General features: G+C 39.6%; 13 protein-coding genes and 1 pseudogene. 10 read left to right on the plus strand and 4 right to left on the minus strand.

Annotation, left to right across the window (positions count from 1 at the left end; genetic code table 11):
- The first annotated feature begins 88 nt into the window (after window positions 1-88).
- The 9 genes and pseudogenes from DOK79_RS07100 to DOK79_RS07140 all read left to right on the plus strand — a co-directional run bounded on the left by DOK79_RS07100 (window position 89) and on the right by DOK79_RS07140 (window position 12,027).
- Window positions 89-1,441, plus strand: coding sequence for a UDP-N-acetylmuramoyl-tripeptide--D-alanyl-D-alanine ligase (locus DOK79_RS07100; protein ID WP_206854384.1), 1,353 nt, complete (start codon window positions 89-91; stop codon window positions 1,439-1,441).
- Between the two features lie 312 nt (window positions 1,442-1,753).
- Window positions 1,754-3,283 (plus strand): degradosome RNA helicase CshA, encoded by a 1,530-nt coding sequence (gene cshA, locus DOK79_RS07105; protein WP_206854382.1) that lies wholly within the window; start codon window positions 1,754-1,756, stop codon window positions 3,281-3,283.
- A 714-nt stretch (window positions 3,284-3,997) separates the two neighbouring features.
- Window positions 3,998-4,348: a holo-ACP synthase gene (gene acpS, locus DOK79_RS07110; RefSeq protein WP_206854380.1), complete on the plus strand. Its 351-nt coding sequence runs from the start codon at window positions 3,998-4,000 to the stop codon at window positions 4,346-4,348.
- A 15-nt stretch (window positions 4,349-4,363) separates the two neighbouring features.
- Window positions 4,364-5,482, plus strand: a complete 1,119-nt coding sequence (gene alr, locus DOK79_RS07115; RefSeq protein WP_206854378.1) for an alanine racemase — start codon at window positions 4,364-4,366, stop codon at window positions 5,480-5,482.
- A 10-nt stretch (window positions 5,483-5,492) separates the two neighbouring features.
- Entirely contained in the window at window positions 5,493-5,855 is a 363-nt protein-coding gene (locus DOK79_RS07120; protein WP_206854376.1) for a type II toxin-antitoxin system PemK/MazF family toxin, read from the plus strand.
- 581 nt (window positions 5,856-6,436) lie between these two features.
- Entirely contained in the window at window positions 6,437-9,142 is a 2,706-nt protein-coding gene (locus DOK79_RS07125) for a YhgE/Pip domain-containing protein (protein WP_206854375.1), read from the plus strand.
- A gap of 302 nt (window positions 9,143-9,444) precedes the next feature.
- Window positions 9,445-11,268, plus strand: a complete 1,824-nt coding sequence (locus DOK79_RS07130; RefSeq protein WP_206854374.1) for an APC family permease — start codon at window positions 9,445-9,447, stop codon at window positions 11,266-11,268.
- A gap of 170 nt (window positions 11,269-11,438) precedes the next feature.
- Window positions 11,439-11,659, plus strand: a pseudogene (mazE, locus tag DOK79_RS07135) (type II toxin-antitoxin system PemI/MazE family antitoxin).
- On the plus strand, window positions 11,659-12,027 hold the full coding sequence (locus tag DOK79_RS07140; RefSeq protein ID WP_206854373.1) for a type II toxin-antitoxin system PemK/MazF family toxin: 369 nt from the start codon (window positions 11,659-11,661) through the stop codon (window positions 12,025-12,027). The pseudogene mazE and the gene DOK79_RS07140 overlap by 1 nt, the downstream one beginning before the upstream one ends.
- Before the next feature lie 186 nt (window positions 12,028-12,213).
- Here DOK79_RS07140 and DOK79_RS07145 read toward each other — a convergent pair whose 3' ends face one another.
- From DOK79_RS07145 to DOK79_RS07160, 4 genes are read right to left on the minus strand one after another with little or no spacing between them, the layout of a single operon-like run.
- Window positions 12,214-12,876 (minus strand): ABC transporter permease, encoded by a 663-nt coding sequence (locus DOK79_RS07145; protein WP_277989370.1) that lies wholly within the window; start codon window positions 12,874-12,876, stop codon window positions 12,214-12,216.
- A 5-nt stretch (window positions 12,877-12,881) separates the two neighbouring features.
- Window positions 12,882-13,799 carry an osmoprotectant ABC transporter substrate-binding protein gene (locus DOK79_RS07150; RefSeq protein WP_206854370.1) on the minus strand — a complete coding sequence of 306 codons (918 nt, stop codon included), beginning with the start codon at window positions 13,797-13,799 and terminating at the stop codon, window positions 12,882-12,884.
- On the minus strand, window positions 13,796-14,437 hold the full coding sequence (locus DOK79_RS07155; protein WP_206854368.1) for an ABC transporter permease: 642 nt from the start codon (window positions 14,435-14,437) through the stop codon (window positions 13,796-13,798). Before DOK79_RS07155 ends, DOK79_RS07150 begins: the two co-directional genes overlap by 4 nt.
- A 3-nt stretch (window positions 14,438-14,440) precedes the next feature.
- Window positions 14,441-15,610 carry a betaine/proline/choline family ABC transporter ATP-binding protein gene (locus tag DOK79_RS07160; protein ID WP_206854366.1) on the minus strand — a complete coding sequence of 390 codons (1,170 nt, stop codon included), beginning with the start codon at window positions 15,608-15,610 and terminating at the stop codon, window positions 14,441-14,443.
- A 261-nt stretch (window positions 15,611-15,871) separates the two neighbouring features.
- On the opposite strand from DOK79_RS07160, the gene queA reads away from it, so the two are divergent.
- The gene (queA, locus tag DOK79_RS07165; protein WP_206854363.1) at window positions 15,872-16,903 is read left to right on the plus strand and encodes a tRNA preQ1(34) S-adenosylmethionine ribosyltransferase-isomerase QueA; all 1,032 of its coding nucleotides are present in this window, start codon (window positions 15,872-15,874) and stop codon (window positions 16,901-16,903) included.
- Window positions 16,904-17,312: the final 409 nt, after the last annotated feature.

The raw sequence follows: 17,312 nt of genomic DNA on the forward strand, positions 1-17,312 counted from the left end.
CGACGCTATCGGTATGGGCGATCTTCACAACTTTTTTTGTTTCGATGCATATACGTCTGCTTATCTAAATCGAAAGGATAGAGAATCGATGAACATTACAATACAAGAAGCTGCCCAAGCAGTTGGAAGTCATCATGACTCAAGTCAATTGATCACAGGAGTAGAATTTGATAGTCGAAAAATCACAGAAGGGAATCTATTTGTTCCTTTAGCCGGTGCAAGAGATGGCCATGAGTTTATTGAACAAGCAATTGCAAATGGAGCAGTCGCAACGTTTTGGAGTTGGGAAGTCGAGAAGGCACCTGAAGGCATTGCAATCATATCAGTCTCTGATCCTTTAAAAGCGATGCAAGATCTGGCGCAATATTACTTGAAAAAAGTTGGCGCAGACGTTGTGGCTGTGACCGGCAGTAATGGTAAGACAACCACAAAGGATCTAACTGCTTCTGTTTTGGCACAAGGTTATAAAACCTATAAGACACAAGGGAATTACAACAATAATATTGGTATGCCGTATACAATCTTGCACATGCCACAAGATACTGAAAAGATCGTCTTAGAAATGGGAATGGATCATGCCAATGAAATTACTGAACTTTCCTTGTTGGCACAACCTAAAGTCGCAGCAATCACGATGATTGGTGAAGCCCATATTGAAAATCTAGGCTCACGTGAAGGGATTGCTCAAGCGAAAATGGAAATCGCGGATGGTTTATTGCCAGACGGTTTATTGCTCGTACCGAATAATGAACCATTGTTAGAGCCGCTTCTAGCACCGTTGACACAGAAAATCAAAACATTTGGGATTGAAGAAGGCGACATCTCTGCACAAGAAATCACAGAAGAAAAGCAACAGACAACGTTTATCGTTGAAGGCGAATCATTCACAATTCCATTACCTGGTAGCTATAATGTGACGAATGCACTGATTGCCTATGCAATCGGACAGTTTTTTGAGTTGTCTCTGCCAGCAATCCGTCGAGGACTGGCAACTGTCTCAGTGACACAAAACCGAACAGAATGGTTAACAGCTGGAAATGGCGCTGCTATTTTAAGTGATGTCTACAATGCGAACCCAACGGCAATGGGGTTAGTCCTAGACACTGTTGCAAACATTCCAGCCACAGGAAGAAAACTTGCTGTCTTAGCAGATATGTTGGAGCTAGGCGCAGAATCATCACGCATGCATGCATCAATGAGTGAACATATTTCTTCAGATGTGTTCTCAATGATCTTTTTGTATGGAAAAGAGATGCAAGCACTAAAAGATGTGTTGGCGCAAAAATATCCTGACTTGCCGGTTTACCACACAGAAGAAAACAAAGAACAATTGATTGCAGAAATCGTTGCAGAAATCCAACCGGACGACACCATCGTATTGAAAGGCAGCAATAGTATGGGCTTGATTGAAGTCGTTGAACGACTACAAGAAATGAAATAAAAACTGTAAACTTGCAGAAAACAATAAATTATGCTAGAATAACCTATTGCCGAAAGATGAAGAGAAATTGGACTGGATTGAAGATGAATGTGAAGCCAGATGTCATAACAATGATAAAGCTGAACGCGACCCGTTTGGCTTTTCTAATGCCTAAACTTCGCAAAGTGATTTTTCGGTGGTGCCACAGGGGCTAAGAATGGATGGGAAACGTGCGTGGCCACTGTCAAAAGAAACAGACACTTTGACCGAACAAGAGACGGGGTAGCAATTTATCGCTACATCCTCAGTTAACAACCATATAGGAGGATTCATTTGAAATTTAAAGAACTAGAATTATCACCAGAATTATTAAAATCAGTAGAGCGTGCAGGATTTGAAGAAGCGACACCGATCCAATCAGAAACGATTCCACTTGCCTTAGAAGGTAAAGATGTGATTGGACAAGCACAAACAGGAACAGGTAAAACTGCTGCATTTGGCTTACCGATGTTAGAAAAAATCGATGCAAGTCGTCAAGAATTACAAGGATTAGTTATTGCACCAACACGTGAATTAGCGATCCAAACACAAGAAGAACTTTATCGTCTAGGACGTGACAAACGTGTCCGTGTCCAAGCAGTTTATGGTGGTGCTGATATTGGTCGCCAAATCCGTGGATTGAAAGACCGCCCACATATCGTTGTTGGTACACCAGGTCGTATGTTAGACCATATCAACCGTCACACATTGAAACTTGGAACTGTTGAAACATTAGTTTTAGATGAAGCAGATGAAATGCTTAATATGGGCTTCTTAGAAGATATCGAAAGTATCATCTCTAAAGTGCCAGAACAACGTCAAACACTATTGTTCTCAGCAACAATGCCACCAGCAATCAAAAATATCGGTGTGAAATTCATGAAAGATCCAACACACGTGAAAATCAAAACCAAAGAAATGACTGCTGACTTGATCGATCAGTACTACGTTCGTGCAAAAGAATACGAAAAATTTGATATCATGACTCGCTTATTAGATGTACAAACACCAGAGTTAACAATTGTCTTTGGTCGTACAAAACGTCGTGTGGATGAATTAGCACGTGGGCTAGAAGCTCGCGGTTATCGTGCAGAAGGTATCCATGGCGACCTTTCCCAACAAAAACGTATGAGCGTGTTACGTTCATTCAAGAGTGGTCATTTAGATATTTTAGTTGCTACAGACGTAGCCGCACGTGGTTTAGATATCTCAGGAGTGACTCACGTATACAACTACGATATCCCTCAAGACCCAGAAAGCTATGTTCACCGTATCGGTCGTACTGGCCGTGCAGGTAAAGGCGGTATGTCAGTAACTTTCGTTACACCAAACGAAATGGGTTACTTACACGTCATCGAAAACTTAACGAAAAAACGCATGACGACATTACGTCCACCAACTGAAAAAGAAGCATTCAAAGGACAACTAGGCGCTGCCGTTGAACAAATCGAAGAAAAACTTGAAGAGAATGGCTTAGATAAATATCTGCAAACTGCGGATAAATTATTGGAAGAATACTCTGCACAAGATTTAGTCGCTTTATTATTAAAGACAACAGCCAAAGATCCATCAGATGCGACACCAGTAAAAATCACACCAGAACGTCCATTACCAATGCAGAAAAAAGGCTACAACAAAAATGGTAAACGTGGTGGAGGTGGCGGAAACAACCGCAATCGCCGTGACAATGGCAACTACCGAGGCAACAAAAATTCAAAAGGCAGCGGTAGCTACAGCAAAAACCACAACAAGCAAAAAGATAACGGTGGTAAACGCTCAAATGATAAAAAACGTGGTTTCGTGATCCGCACGAACAACGACTAATCCGCTTATAAAGTAGTTGTTCCGTAAAGGATACAACCTGAACTAGCCCGTAAGATCCCAAAATAGCTTGCCTAATTTTTGGTTCTTATGGGCTTTTTTTACATATCGTTTGTGCGGGATGAGAGAATGACAAAAAACGAATAGCTCACTTTTTTAGTGCATAAAGAAATATAAGATAAAGAGAAAAAGTCTATGTACAGCAAGGGATACAAGATAGTTTTATATGGGATTTTGTTCCATTTTTCGATTTATAGATAGTTTTTTAATAACTTTAGCGAAAATGTTATTTAAAAAAATAAAACAATTGATTTTTTAAGAGAATCGTATCGAATTGTTGTTTTTTTTGTTTATTAAGTAAAAATAATTTCTTTTTTTATACGTGATTCATGGTAAATTAGAATAAATGCCAATAAATCGATTATAGAAATGGCTGAAGGCAGAAAATATTTGTATATCAGCTATTTTTCTAATCGTCCTTTTCTTTTTTTTGAAAAATGTTCGTAAAAAAATGGCTGAAGGTACTGGCGCTTATTTTTTTAAGACAGCGATTTTTTTGTGTCGATTCTCAATGAGTTTTTATGAAAGGAATTGCAGAAGTTGGTTTCGTATAAGAAACAACTTTCATTTTTGTTATTTCTAGACTTATTGGTGGTAAATTGTCTAAAATTTGGTAGAATTAGAGTGTTCTAAAATTTTTTGAAAAGAGAATCGTGTATGATAAAAGGGATTGGAATTGACGCAGTTGAACTGTCGAGGATTGCTACGATCATCAAAGAAAAGCAAAACTTTATTGATCGCGTACTGACACCAAGTGAAATCGAAGTGTTTCGTTTGCTGCCGTTTCATCGTCAGGTTGAATTTTTAGGCGGTCGTTATGCATGTAAAGAAGCTTTTTCAAAGGCTTGGGGAACAGGGATCGGTAAAGTTACCTTTCAAGAGATCGAAATTTTAAAAAATGAATCAGGACAACCAATTGTCACGAAATCTCCACATGAAGGAGCAGTCTGGGTCAGCATTACACATACAGATGAGTTAGCTTTTGCACAGATTATTTTAGAAGACTAGAAAGAAGGAAGAACAATGGTCATTGCTTGGCATCGTCCGACAAAAGCAATTATACATAAACAGGCAATTACAGAAAATGTAGCAAATGAAGTTGCACGCTTAAATGGGAAAGAATTGTTTGCTGTCGTAAAAGCAGATGGTTACGGTCATGGCGCAGTCGAAACAGCAGAAGCTGCGGAAAAAGGTGGAGCTACTGGTTTTTGCGTAGCTACTTTAGATGAGGGGATCGAGCTGAGAGAGGCAGGGTTCACACAACCTATTCTTGTATTGAATATGATTCCGATCGATGCGTTGACACTTGCAGTCATCCACGATCTATCCATTACTGTTGGAACCAAAGAATGGTTGCAAGCTGCAAATACTTATATGACAGAAAGACATCTAGAATATTTGTTGAAATTGCATTTGAAAGTCGATACTGGAATGGGGAGAATTGGCTTTCTCAACGTTGCAGAAGTCAATGAAGCAGTCGAAATGGTCCAAGATAGCCCAGTTTTAGAATGGGAAGGGATCTATACTCATTTTTCTACAGCAGATCAAGCAGATACAACTTATTGGGAAAAACAAAATCAAAAATTTGTTGAAATAATCGAAAGTCTACCCACTTTGCCACGATATGTCCATAGCAGTAATAGTGCCACTGCATTATGGCATGAACAAGCGACGGGCAATATGATACGATATGGGGTAGCAATGTATGGATTGAATCCATCCGGTCATGCATTAGAGGAAGTCTATCCATTACAACCAGCACTTGAACTTGTTTCTGAATTGATCCAAGTGAAAGAACTGCCAGCTGGAGAAGGCGTAGGGTATGGAAAAACCTATACAACTTCAGATTCAGAATGGATCGGGACTGTTCCGATCGGCTATGCAGATGGTTGGTTACGAAAAATGCAAGGCTTCTCATTATTAGTGGAAGGCGTCTATTGTGAAATTATTGGACGAGTATGTATGGATCAATTGATGGTCCGTCTACCTTATCAACTGCCAGTAGGAACGAAAGTCACGTTGATCGGAAAAAATCAACAGGCTGAAATTACGATGCAAGATGTAGCAGATCAATTGGGTACGATCCATTACGAAGTCGCGTGTGTGCTAGGTCCCCGTATACCTAGAGAATATCAAGAGTGAGGAGAGGCGTATGGTAAAAAGAGGAGATATTTATTTTGCTGATCTTTCTCCGGTGGTAGGATCAGAACAAGGTGGGACAAGACCAGTCTTAGTGATTCAGAACAACTTAGGGAATCATTTCAGTCCAACGGTCATCGTGGCAGCAATCACTGCGAAAATGGCGAAACCTAAATTGCCCACACATATAGGAATCAAAGCGACCGGAACCGGAATTGAAAGAGACTCAGTCATTTTACTTGAACAAATCAGAACGATCGATAAATCCAGATTAAAAGAAAAGGTCTGTCATTTAGAACGATCGATCATGTTAGACGTGGATCGTGCATTGAAAATCAGTATTGGAATCGAAGCACTTGTCCCAGTTTCAAAATAAAAGACAAAAACAGCACGTTCATACATATAAAATAGCACCGTGTGTTTAGTCAATCATGAGGTTATGACTGAGGTATTACTTTTGGAACACCATTTATCCTGCTTTAGAGGGCGTAAGACAGCGAATGTCATAATCCTTAGAAAAACAAACAAGAGGAACTTCAACGGCAAAGATCATCTTAGCGATTTATGCTGGCTGTTGTGCCTCTTTTTGCGTGCGTGATTCTTTTTGCCAAATTATCAGTTTCACAAAATGATTTCGCCTTTTAAATAACTGAAGTTATCTATAGAAGGGAAGAATCTATGTTTATAGGTAACCAATTTAGACAAAAAAATTGGAAACTATGGTAAGCTTTTTATAACAATTAAGTTTGCTCACGTATAGGCAAAAAATTTTATGCAAGGACGACGAAACTTGATAATCAATAAGGGGAGTTTAAGTATTTATTAAGCGAGAGATAACAATATTCGGACAGTTTGATTTAACTGTCAAAAAATTAGTTACCAATCTGAAAATAGGATTGAAAATCGTATGGTTTTCATGATAAAGTGATGCAGCTGGAACAAAAAAAGGTGATGAATATGAAATCAATAAAAAATACAATAAACTTATATGTACTTGATTGGAAACGAATTTTTAAAAATCCTGTTGCGACGCTTTTGATCATCGCAATCATGATTATTCCTTCCTTGTATGCTTGGTTCAATATCAAAGCATTATGGGATCCATATGGAAATACTGGAGAACTGCCGATTGCGGTATATAGTGCAGATAAACCTGCTGAATTTCAAGGGGAAGAAGTAGCTATCGGAAAAGAAGTGCTGAAGTCGCTTCACGAAAATAAAGACCTTGGCTGGCAATTCGTTGACTCGAAGAAAGAATTGGAAGACGGCGTGCGCTCAGGAGAATATTATGCTGGTATCTATTTGCCAGAGAATTTTTCGGAGGACTTACTAAGCTTCACGAGTGGGGATATCCAAAAACCAAAAATCGAATATACAGTCAATCAAAAAATCAATGCGATTGCGCCAAAAATCACTGATAAAGGGGCAACGACGATCCAGTCACAAATCTCAAGTGAATTTATTAAGACAGCGAGTGAAACGCTACTAAAAGTATTCAATGAGATTGGCTATGACATTGACTCTAACCTCGTAAGTATCAATAAAGTAAAATCAATGATTTTATCGACAGATGAAAACTTGGATACGATCGATGGTTATACGCAACAAGTACTTGATCTACAAAAACAGTTACCTGATATTAAAAATAAGCTAGAGAAGGCAGATGAATTTGTCGCATATTTACCACAGGTGGATGAAATGGGACAAAAAGTCGTTGAGTTGAACGATAAAATGCCGGAATTAAAAGAACAAGCGAAATTGATCCTTGATTTGCAAGAAAAAATCCCAGAGATCCAAAATGCGGGACGACAAATCGCTGAAATCGATAATGATTTTGCATCGATCGAAGAAACGATGAATCAAGGAATCGAGGAAGCAAAACAAGGATTGACGATCATCCAACAAGTCCAAGACATCTTACCTGATGTGAAAAATTTAGAATCGCAAGCGCAGAATCTAGCGGCTGATACGAAATCGGGTGCAGAACAACTCAAAGAAGCAGTCCCAGGAATCACGACAAGCGTGAAGACAACGTTAGACGCGATTGGGCAAGTAGCAACGACGACTAGTTCATTAGCGCAAACGATCGAAACAGCTGTAGAAGATGGACAACTAACAGATGAAGAAAAAGCAAATATCAATAACTTGTTAACTAATTTTATCAATGGTATTACAGCACAACAACAAGCAACGGATAAGTTGATTTCATTTTTGGAAGATCTACAAGCGAACGCTGGAAATACAAAACTACAACCGATTATTGATACGTTGAAGAGTGTAAAACCAGCATTAACTGATTTGCAAAATCGTTTAACACGATTAAATGAAGCTGTTCAGGCTGGGGATGTTTCTCAAGTTACGAAACTTTTACAAGAAGTTAGAGATGCTGCTAATTCTGTCAACGGCTTGATCAATAGTATCAATGTTGACGAAGTCAGCACAACCGTTCAATCGATCTTGACACAAGTGATCGATACGATCAGTACCGCGCAAGGGGCATTGAGTAAAGCGGACCAAATCGACTTTGATTCGCTATTAAGCTCGACGAAAGAGACAGTGACTAATGCGGTAGCGATATTAGAGAAATATCAACAAGAAATGCCTGCGATCGGTCAAGAGATCCATGATGCGAATACCATGTTAAATGACAATATGGAAACGATCGTGAATGGCATCAATAAAGGAGCCGACCTATACAATAATGACTTACCTGTATTACAAGAAAAACTTGGTTTAGCTGCTGATTTTATCCAGAATGATTGGCCAACAATCAAAAATGAGATCAATAGTACGATGACCACAGTCAACGATAAAATGCCGGAAGTTGAAACAGCAGTGAATGCAGCCGCAGACTTGATCACGAATGATTGGCCGAACATCAAAGCTGGCATTCAAAAAGCAGCTGATGCGATCCGTAAAGGGGAAGAAGAAGTCGATCTTGGGGAAGTCATCAAGCTCTTGAAATTAGATGCGACAAAAGAGAGTGATTTCTTTACGATGCCTGTAGAATTGCAGACAAATTCATTGTATCCAATCCCAAATAACGGATCTGCAAGTACACCGTTCTATACTGCTTTATGTTTGTGGGTAGGCGCGGTCTTGCTCTCAAGTGTTGCTACGACGGATTATTATTTAGATAAAAAAGCACGCAAAAACTATACAAAACGTGAACAGTTCGGCGCGCGCATGTTGACTTTCTTGACTATGGCAATTGCCCAAAGCTTGATCGTTACTTTAGGGAATATGTTCTTACTTGGTGTGTACGTCGTCAACCCAGTCTATAGCGTACTGTTTGCGGTGTTGATCGCTTTGTCATTTATGATGATCGTATACGTGTTAGCAGCACTGTTTGATAATGTCGGAAAAGGGATAGCGATCATCATACTTGTCCTATCGATCTCTGGTGGTGGCGGGAACTATCCAATCCAAGTGTCAGGAAAATTCTTCCAAATGATCAATCCATTCTTACCATTTACTCATGCAGTCAATCTATTGCGTGAATCGGCTGGTGGGATCTATTGGCCAAATGCGACACATGCGATTTTGATTTTAGTGGGCATCTTTATCGTGGTAGGGATCGTTGGAACAGCATCCTATCCATTTGTCAGTGAAAAAATGAAGAAATTCAAAGAAGCTGCGCATGAAAGTCGGATTTTCCATTAGAAAAAACTGCAACACTAAATTAGTTACGCATAAAGATTTTTATGGCTTGATTTAAAGCAAAGACGGGTTTAGGATAACGTTATTTTCCTAAGCTCGTCTTTCCTCTATACAAGAGCCAACAAGTGATTGATTGATGGGAAACGATTGAAAAATGAATTAAAAAAAATTGGTTATTTTCTATCGATATTTTTTCCGAATTTTGTTGACATTTAAAGGTCAAGGGCGTACTATAACATCTTGTTTACTATAAAAAAAGACACCTGTAATTCAAAGGGGAAAAGGTGTGTAAAGGAGCATAGAAATTGGATTACTTAAAAAGGTTGTTAGTAGGTAAGCCATTGAAATCGGCCGAAAACGATGACCATAAATTAACAAGGTTTGCCGCGTTAGCATTATTATCTTCTGATGCGTTGTCATCAATTGCATACGGAACAGAACAAATCGTTGTGGTACTCGTTGCGTTATCTGCTGCTGCGATCTGGTATTCATTGCCGATTGCTGCGTTTGTCATTATTCTATTGATTTCATTAACACTTTCTTATCGGCAGATCATTCACGCTTATCCACACGGTGGTGGGGCTTACGTTGTTAGTAGTGAGAACCTCGGTAAAAATGCGGGGTTGATTTCAGGCGGGTCCTTATTGATCGATTATATGCTGACTGTTGCGGTTTCCGTGTCAGCCGGTGCAGAGGCGATTACTTCGGCTATTCCTGCTCTATATGGGCATCAAGTAGCGATTTCGGTGACTATCGTCCTCTTGTTGATGATGTTGAACTTACGTGGACTGAGAGAATCAGCTTCATTCTTGCTGTTTCCAGTCTATACATTTATTCTCGTCATCTCCTTATTGATCGTTGTTGGTTTATTCAATATCGTGACTGGTGCTGTACCGTTACAAGCGACAGCTCTTCCAGGCGCAGTTGTTCCTGGAGTATCGGTAGCCTTGATTTTACGAGCATTTTCTTCTGGTTCTTCTTCATTGACTGGCGTAGAAGCAATCAGTAATGCAGTGCCGTTCTTCAAGAAGCCACGTGCGAAAAATGCAGCAATGACTTTGACGATGATGGCATTGATCTTAGGCTTCTTTTTTGTAGGGATCACGTTTATCAACTATTGGTATGGGATCGTTCCTGAAAAAGAAGTGACTGTTCTTTCTCAAATCGGTCAAGCTGTGTTTGGGCATGGAATCTTGTATTATATCTTGCAATTTGCGACAGCCTTGATTTTGGCGGTTGCGGCAAATACAGGTTTCTCTGCTTTTCCAGTTTTAGCGTATAATCTAGCAAAAGATAAATTTATGCCTCATATGTACCAAGATCGTGGAGACCGTTTAGGCTATTCGAACGGGATCATCACCCTTGCGTTAGGTTCTATCGTGCTCTTGTTTATTTTTAATGGTTCTACGGAACGATTGATTCCATTGTATTCGATCGGTGTCTTTATTCCTTTTGCGTTATCGCAAACAGGAATGGTCATCAAATGGAAGAAAGAGGGCAAAAAGTGGTTGACGAAATCCATTGCGAATATTACTGGAGCATTCATCTCTTATGCTATCATCGCAATTTTATTTGTTTACCGCTTAGGAGATATTTGGCCATTCTTCATCATCATGCCGATCGTCATGTTCGTGTTCTATAAAATCCATGATCATTACCAAAAAGTAGCGGAACAGCTCCGTTTAGAAGATGAAGTGAATTTGCATGAATATGAAGGGAATACAGTCTTGGTGCTTGTAGGAAATGTTACACGTGTAAATACGGGGGCATTGAATTATGCACGTTCAATCGGTGATTATGTCGTTGCCATGCACGTATCGTTAGATGAGGATATCGAAAAGGAAAAAGAAATCCAAGCAGAATTCAAAAAGCATTTTCCAGACGTTCGTCTTTCAATCGTCCATTCGTCTTATCGTTCGATCCAAAACCCGATTTTGCGCTATGTTGATCTAGTCAGCAAAAATGCGGCGAAACAAAATTACACGACGACAGTGTTGATTCCACAATTTGTACCAAATCGCAGATGGCAGAACATCTTGCATAATCAGACGAGTCTAAGATTACGTTTACGTCTTTCTTGGCGTGAGAATATCGTTGTAAGTACGTATAGTTATCATCTGAAAAAATAAGCACATGTGATATAGAGACAATTCTTTGACCTTAGAACAGTATTTTGGTGTTCTAAGGTCTTTTATGGTTATGTGATATTGGAGTGGGGGTTCAATTTAACCGCAAATGTATTCACGTTATATTTATTTTTTGTTTATAGTATGATGATAATAGATAGGAGGCGAAAATTATGAAGACTAGGAAACAAGGGAATGCGATTGTTTTGACTGTGCCTACTAAATTTGGTATAGAAGAGAATGTTGAGTACATTGCTGTTAAGGGGGAAGACGATACAATCACGTTTATAAAAAAGAAAAAAATATTTTTGATGAAGCATTTGAAAATGATGAAACAATTGATGCAAGTGCTGGATTTCCTGAGGATTCACTTGTAGGAAAGGAAATTATTTAATGGTATATAATATTAATGGCTATACGCCTAAACAAGGAGATTTCGTGATTATTAATTTCAATCCTAGTATGGATAGAGAGAGTAAAAAAAGAAAACCTGCAATTGTTGTCAGTGCGAACCATTATAATGCAGTAACAGGGATGTGTGCGGTTTGTCCATTTGCTAATACGAAATATAAAAACTATATTGCTTTAGATAAGAGTCATAAACTACAAGGATATATCAATCCTTTTCAAATCAAAACATTTGATTTTATGGAAAAGCAGAGAAATGTACGCTTTGTAGAGAAAGCCACTCTCGCTGAGTTAGGTGAAGTGGCACAAATCATTGATATGGTGTTTGATTTTTTATCATTATTGTCAGAGTAAGTAGCAACTCATTTATTTATAGTTTATATAGAACTTTACATACCAGAAGATTTAGTCAATGATTATCAATCTGAATTTCAGTAAAAAAACACCACCAAATCAAGCGTTTATTTCTTGAACTGGCGGTGTTTTCAATTGTTTAAAGATAGAAATCTATTGGGTTCAATTATGCATTCTCTATGTTTATCATCTTGAATGCTTTGCCGCGGGGTCTAAACGGCGTTCGATGATCCCTAAGACCCAGTCGGTGATAATGGCCATAAAGGCTGTTGGCAAGGCGCCAGCTAAGATGATGGAAGTACCATCTGTGGCATTCGTTCCACGAATGATGATATCGCCTAAACCGCCTGCACCGACAAATGCACCGATGGCTGTGATCCCGATAGCAACTACTAAAGCATTTCGAATACCTGCCATAATAACAGAAACAGAAAGTGGTAGTTCGACCATAAAGAGACGTTGACTGGCAGTCATCCCCATCCCTTTGCCGACATCAAGGATATTTTTGTCGACTTGGATCATCCCTGTATACGTGTTCTTGATGATCGGTAGTAGCGAATACAAGAAAACTGTAACGATCACGACATTCACTCCTAATCCTAACCCGATCATCAAGATCGAGATCATGGCTAACGAAGGAATCGTTTGGATGATATTGGCAAAGCGAATCACCCAGTTAGCTAATTTCCGTTTTCTCGAAATAAGAATACCGATGGGAATGCCGACGATTGCCGCAAAAAGTACACCGTAGATCGAAATGAGAAAGTGACGGAGAAATTGCGAAAAGACGTACGTGCCATTCTCTTGAAAATAATAGATAAATTGTTGGAACCAATTCATGTTTTCCATCGTCATCACTCCCCTCCAAAATAATGGTTTTCTTTTAAAAAGCGCTCTGCGACAACAGAAGGCTCAACCAAATTATTATCTGCTTCATAGTTCAATTGTTGCATTTTTTCTGTGCTGATCGTGTTGCCTAACCTTGAGAGTGCTTCTTCTAAACCTGGTGTGTCTTTCAAAAGTTGATTGTCTACAACTGGTGCAGCATCATAAGGTGGAAAGAAGCTCAAATCATCTTCTAGCATGACGAGATCATAACTAGCGATACGACCGTCTGTTGAATACCCTAAAACGATATCCATTCGCCCAGCTTCTACAGCATCATAGACCAAACCAATCTGCATTGGTAAGATGGAGTCAAATGAAAAGCCATACGTTTCTTGGAAGCCGTCATAGCCATCTCCTTTACGATTGATCCATGAAGTATCGACACCGGCAACAAGTTCGTCGGCGACATTCTTCAAGTCACTGACTTTTTTTAGATTGTATTTTTCCGCCGTATCTTTACGGACAAGAAAAACATACGTATTCTCAAAACCATAAGAAGGGAACCATGTTTGGTTGTATCGTTCTTCAAATTCACGTTTCACGATATCGAACGCTTTTGCGGGATCTTTTTCAGGTGGCAGATTAAGGGTAGTCGTCAAATCTGTCCCTGTATAGCGCGCGGCAGAAATCGAAGCATCGCCATTGATCATCGCTTGGTGATTGATCGTTGTCGTTGCTAAGTTATTGATGATCGTCGTATTTTTTTCCGTATAGTGTTCGATCATCCCAGCAACGATACTTCCGAGGATCTGAGCTTCAGAAGTGATCCCGCCAGTGATAGAAATCGTATCTTCATCCGTATTACTGGCTAATCCTGGGAAGGAACAACTTGCCAGTAGCAGGACGGTCATTACGAGTATGAGACTATTTCTGATGCGTTTCATTCGTCATTCTCCTCTCTCAATGCGATCGGAGTTAACCGATTTTCTAAGAAACCTAGTAGGAAATCCGCAAGCAATGCCAAAATCGTTACAGGGATCGTTCCAGCAAAAATCAAATCGGGCTGATAATTATTCAAGCCACTAAAAATCAAGTCACCTAAACCACCTGCACCGATATAAGAGGCAAGTGTTGCCCAGGCGATGACATAGACAGCAGCTAAACGGATGCCTGCCATGATCGTCGGCATAGCGATCGGCAACTCAACAGAAAAAATCGATTGAACATTCGTCATGCCCATGCCTTTTGCGACATCGCGGTAATTCCAATCCACGTTCTTCATCCCGATATACGTATTTCTTAAAATGGGTAAAAGAGAATAAATGAATAGGGCAATGATTGCAGGGACTTTCCCGACGCCAAATAAAGGAATCATAAGTGCCAATAGTGCAAGAGAGGGGACTGTTTGCAACGCACTGGTCAAACCAATGACGATTGTTGCGATTTTAGGAAAACGCGTCAAAAGAACACCTAAGGGAACAGCAACGGCAATCCCAATGATCAAAGCAATTGCTGAAATATAGAGATGTTCAAGACTTTTTGAGACGATCTCCGCGCCATGTTGTTGGAAAAATTCGGCCATTGGTCAGACCTCCTTTGTTTCGGGCGGCGTACCAATTGCATCTGTGATAGATGGTTCTTCACCCCAGATCACGTCATAGACGATGTCTACAAGCGATGCTCGAGTTAAAATACCGACGACTTTATTTTGTTCATCGACTACTGGTACATATTTCAGACCACGTTTTAAGATTCGTTGGAGCGTATCACGCAAGTAAGCAGATTGTTTTACATAGAAAACATCTTTATTCAAAATATCGCCAACACTCGAAACTTTCCCACGTTTTTTATCAATCGTTTCAACATCGATAAATCCTTTTAAAGTATTTGAATTATCAGTTACTAAAAGGGTGTCGACACGTTTTTCACGCATGAGCTTGATCGCTTCTTGCAATGATTTTTCGGGAGTGATCGTAATGGCTTGGTTCAACATGACTTCGCCCACTTTTGTCGTATCTGGTTTCGCTTGAAGCAAACGATCTTCACCAATCAATTCCTCGACAAATTCATTGGCAGGATGACGTAAAATATTTTGTGGCGTATCAAATTGAATCACTCGACCTTCACTCATGATGGCGATGCGACTGGCTAGTTTGATTGCTTCGTCCATATCATGTGTGACGAAGACGATTGTTTTCCCTAAACGTTCCTGCAAGTCTTTGACTAAGTCTTGTAAAGAATCTCTTGTAATAGGGTCTAACGCGCCAAAAGGTTCATCCATCAAGATAATGTCTTGATTCGCTGCTAACGCACGGACGACACCGATACGTTGCTGTTGACCACCAGATAACTCATGAGGGTACCGATCAAGCATCTCACGTGGAAGCTCAACAAGATCAATCATTTTTTCGGCTGTTTTGTTGCGTTCTTCTTGGCTGACCTTCAATAGCTTTTGGACAAGCGTGATATTTTCTCGAATCGTCATGTGGGGCATCAAGCCGATGCTTTGGATCACATAGCCGATTTGTCGGCGGAGTTCAACGGGGTTGATTTCTTGGATCGACTTGCCATCAATCAAAATTTGACCTTCAGTCGGATCGGTCATGCGGTTAAGCATACGCATCGTCGTTGTTTTTCCGCTACCACTCGTACCGATGAAACAGATGAATTCACCTTTTTCAAAAGAAAGGTTGACGTCCTCAACTGCGATTTTTCCACCTTTATAAATTTTTGATACATTCTGAAATTCAATCATACTGCACCTCTTCTTTTCTTTTTACATAAAGAATGTTCTTATATTAGTATGCCTAAAATAACTAAGGAACACAAATTTGATGATTTATTTATTAGGCAAATAACTAAATTAGTAAGGAATTTTTGATTCTGTTGATAAAATATATCTGAAAAGATAACGTAATTAATTATAAAAGAATGGATTAAGACTATTTTTGCTTTTTGGCATTGTCAGCATAAAATGGTAAAATGAAAGAGCGAAATAGAGAAAGTGAGTGACGATATGTTAACAACAGAAGATTTCGATTTTGAATTACCCGAAGAATTGATTGCCCAAACACCATTGAAAGACCGTGACCATTCCCGTTTACTTGTAGTGGATCGCCAAACAGGTGAGCTGGCGGATAAACATTTCCATGAGATCATTGACGAACTAAATCCTGGCGATGCGCTAGTGATGAACAATACTCGCGTATTACCGGCTCGTTTATATGGAGAAAAAGTAGAAACTGGCGCGCATTTAGAAGTGTTGCTTTTGACCAATACGGAAGGCGATACGTGGGAGACGTTGATCAAACCTGCTAAGCGTGCCAAAGTAGGGACTGAGATCACTTTTGGCGATGGTCGCTTAAAAGCAGTCGTTAAGGAAGAACTCGATCATGGTGGACGGATCATTGAATTTGCTTATGAGGGGATTTTCTTAGAAAATCTAGAAGCACTTGGTGAAATGCCATTGCCGCCTTATATCAAAGAACGTTTAGAAGATCCAGATCGCTACCAGACAGTTTATGCGGAAGAAAATGGCTCAGCAGCTGCACCAACTGCAGGGTTGCACTTTACGACAGAATTACTAGACGAAATCAAAGCAAAAGGGGTAGAACTTGTCTATTTGACACTCCATGTCGGCCTTGGTACTTTCCGTCCAGTGAGCGTCGACAAGATTGAAGAACATCAAATGCACAGTGAGTTTTATCGTTTGACCGAAGAGGCAGCTGAGCGCTTGAATCAAGTGCGTCAAAATGGCGGGAAAATCGTGGCAGTAGGAACGACTTCGATCCGTACACTAGAAACGATTGGCACTAAATTTGCTGGTGAGATCAAAGCAGATAGTGGCTGGACTGATATCTTTATCACGCCAGGTTATGAGTTCAAGGTAGTTGAAGCCTTTTCTACGAACTTCCACTTACCAAAATCAACTTTAGTCATGTTAGTGAGTGCGTTTGCCGGGAGAGAGCTAACGCTTTCTGCCTATCAGCATGCCATTGATGAACGTTATCGTTTCTTCAGTTTTGGCGATGCGATGTTTGTGAAGTAACTCAAAGAAATAAAAAAGACCCCGACTCTCGATTAGTCGGGGCTTTTGTGCTTCGGAAGGAAACAAATAAATAGAATTAGTGTAACTTTCCATGGAACATGCAAAGTACGGTGTTGAATTTCTTCTTGATAAACAAAAAATCTTGTTTTCTTTACATCTTCAACAGTTGAATCATCTCTTGTTCCTATTCAATTTTCAGATGTTCATGTTATTTAATTGTTACGTATCCCACTACTTCTTTTTTTGAACGATTCTCGTTTCAAACAGTCATACGCATTCACTATTTATAATGGTTACTTCACATGCTCTTTAAGGTGAAACTTGTACTTCTAACAACTTTGTTTGCTTATACTACTCTATCGAGAAATTCTTCTATCTATTTGTTTTTCCTCCTTCCTTATGGTTAAAT

The organism is Enterococcus sp. DIV1094 (genome assembly GCF_017316305.2).
Classification (GTDB): Bacteria; Bacillota; Bacilli; order Lactobacillales; family Enterococcaceae; genus Enterococcus_B; species Enterococcus_B mangumiae.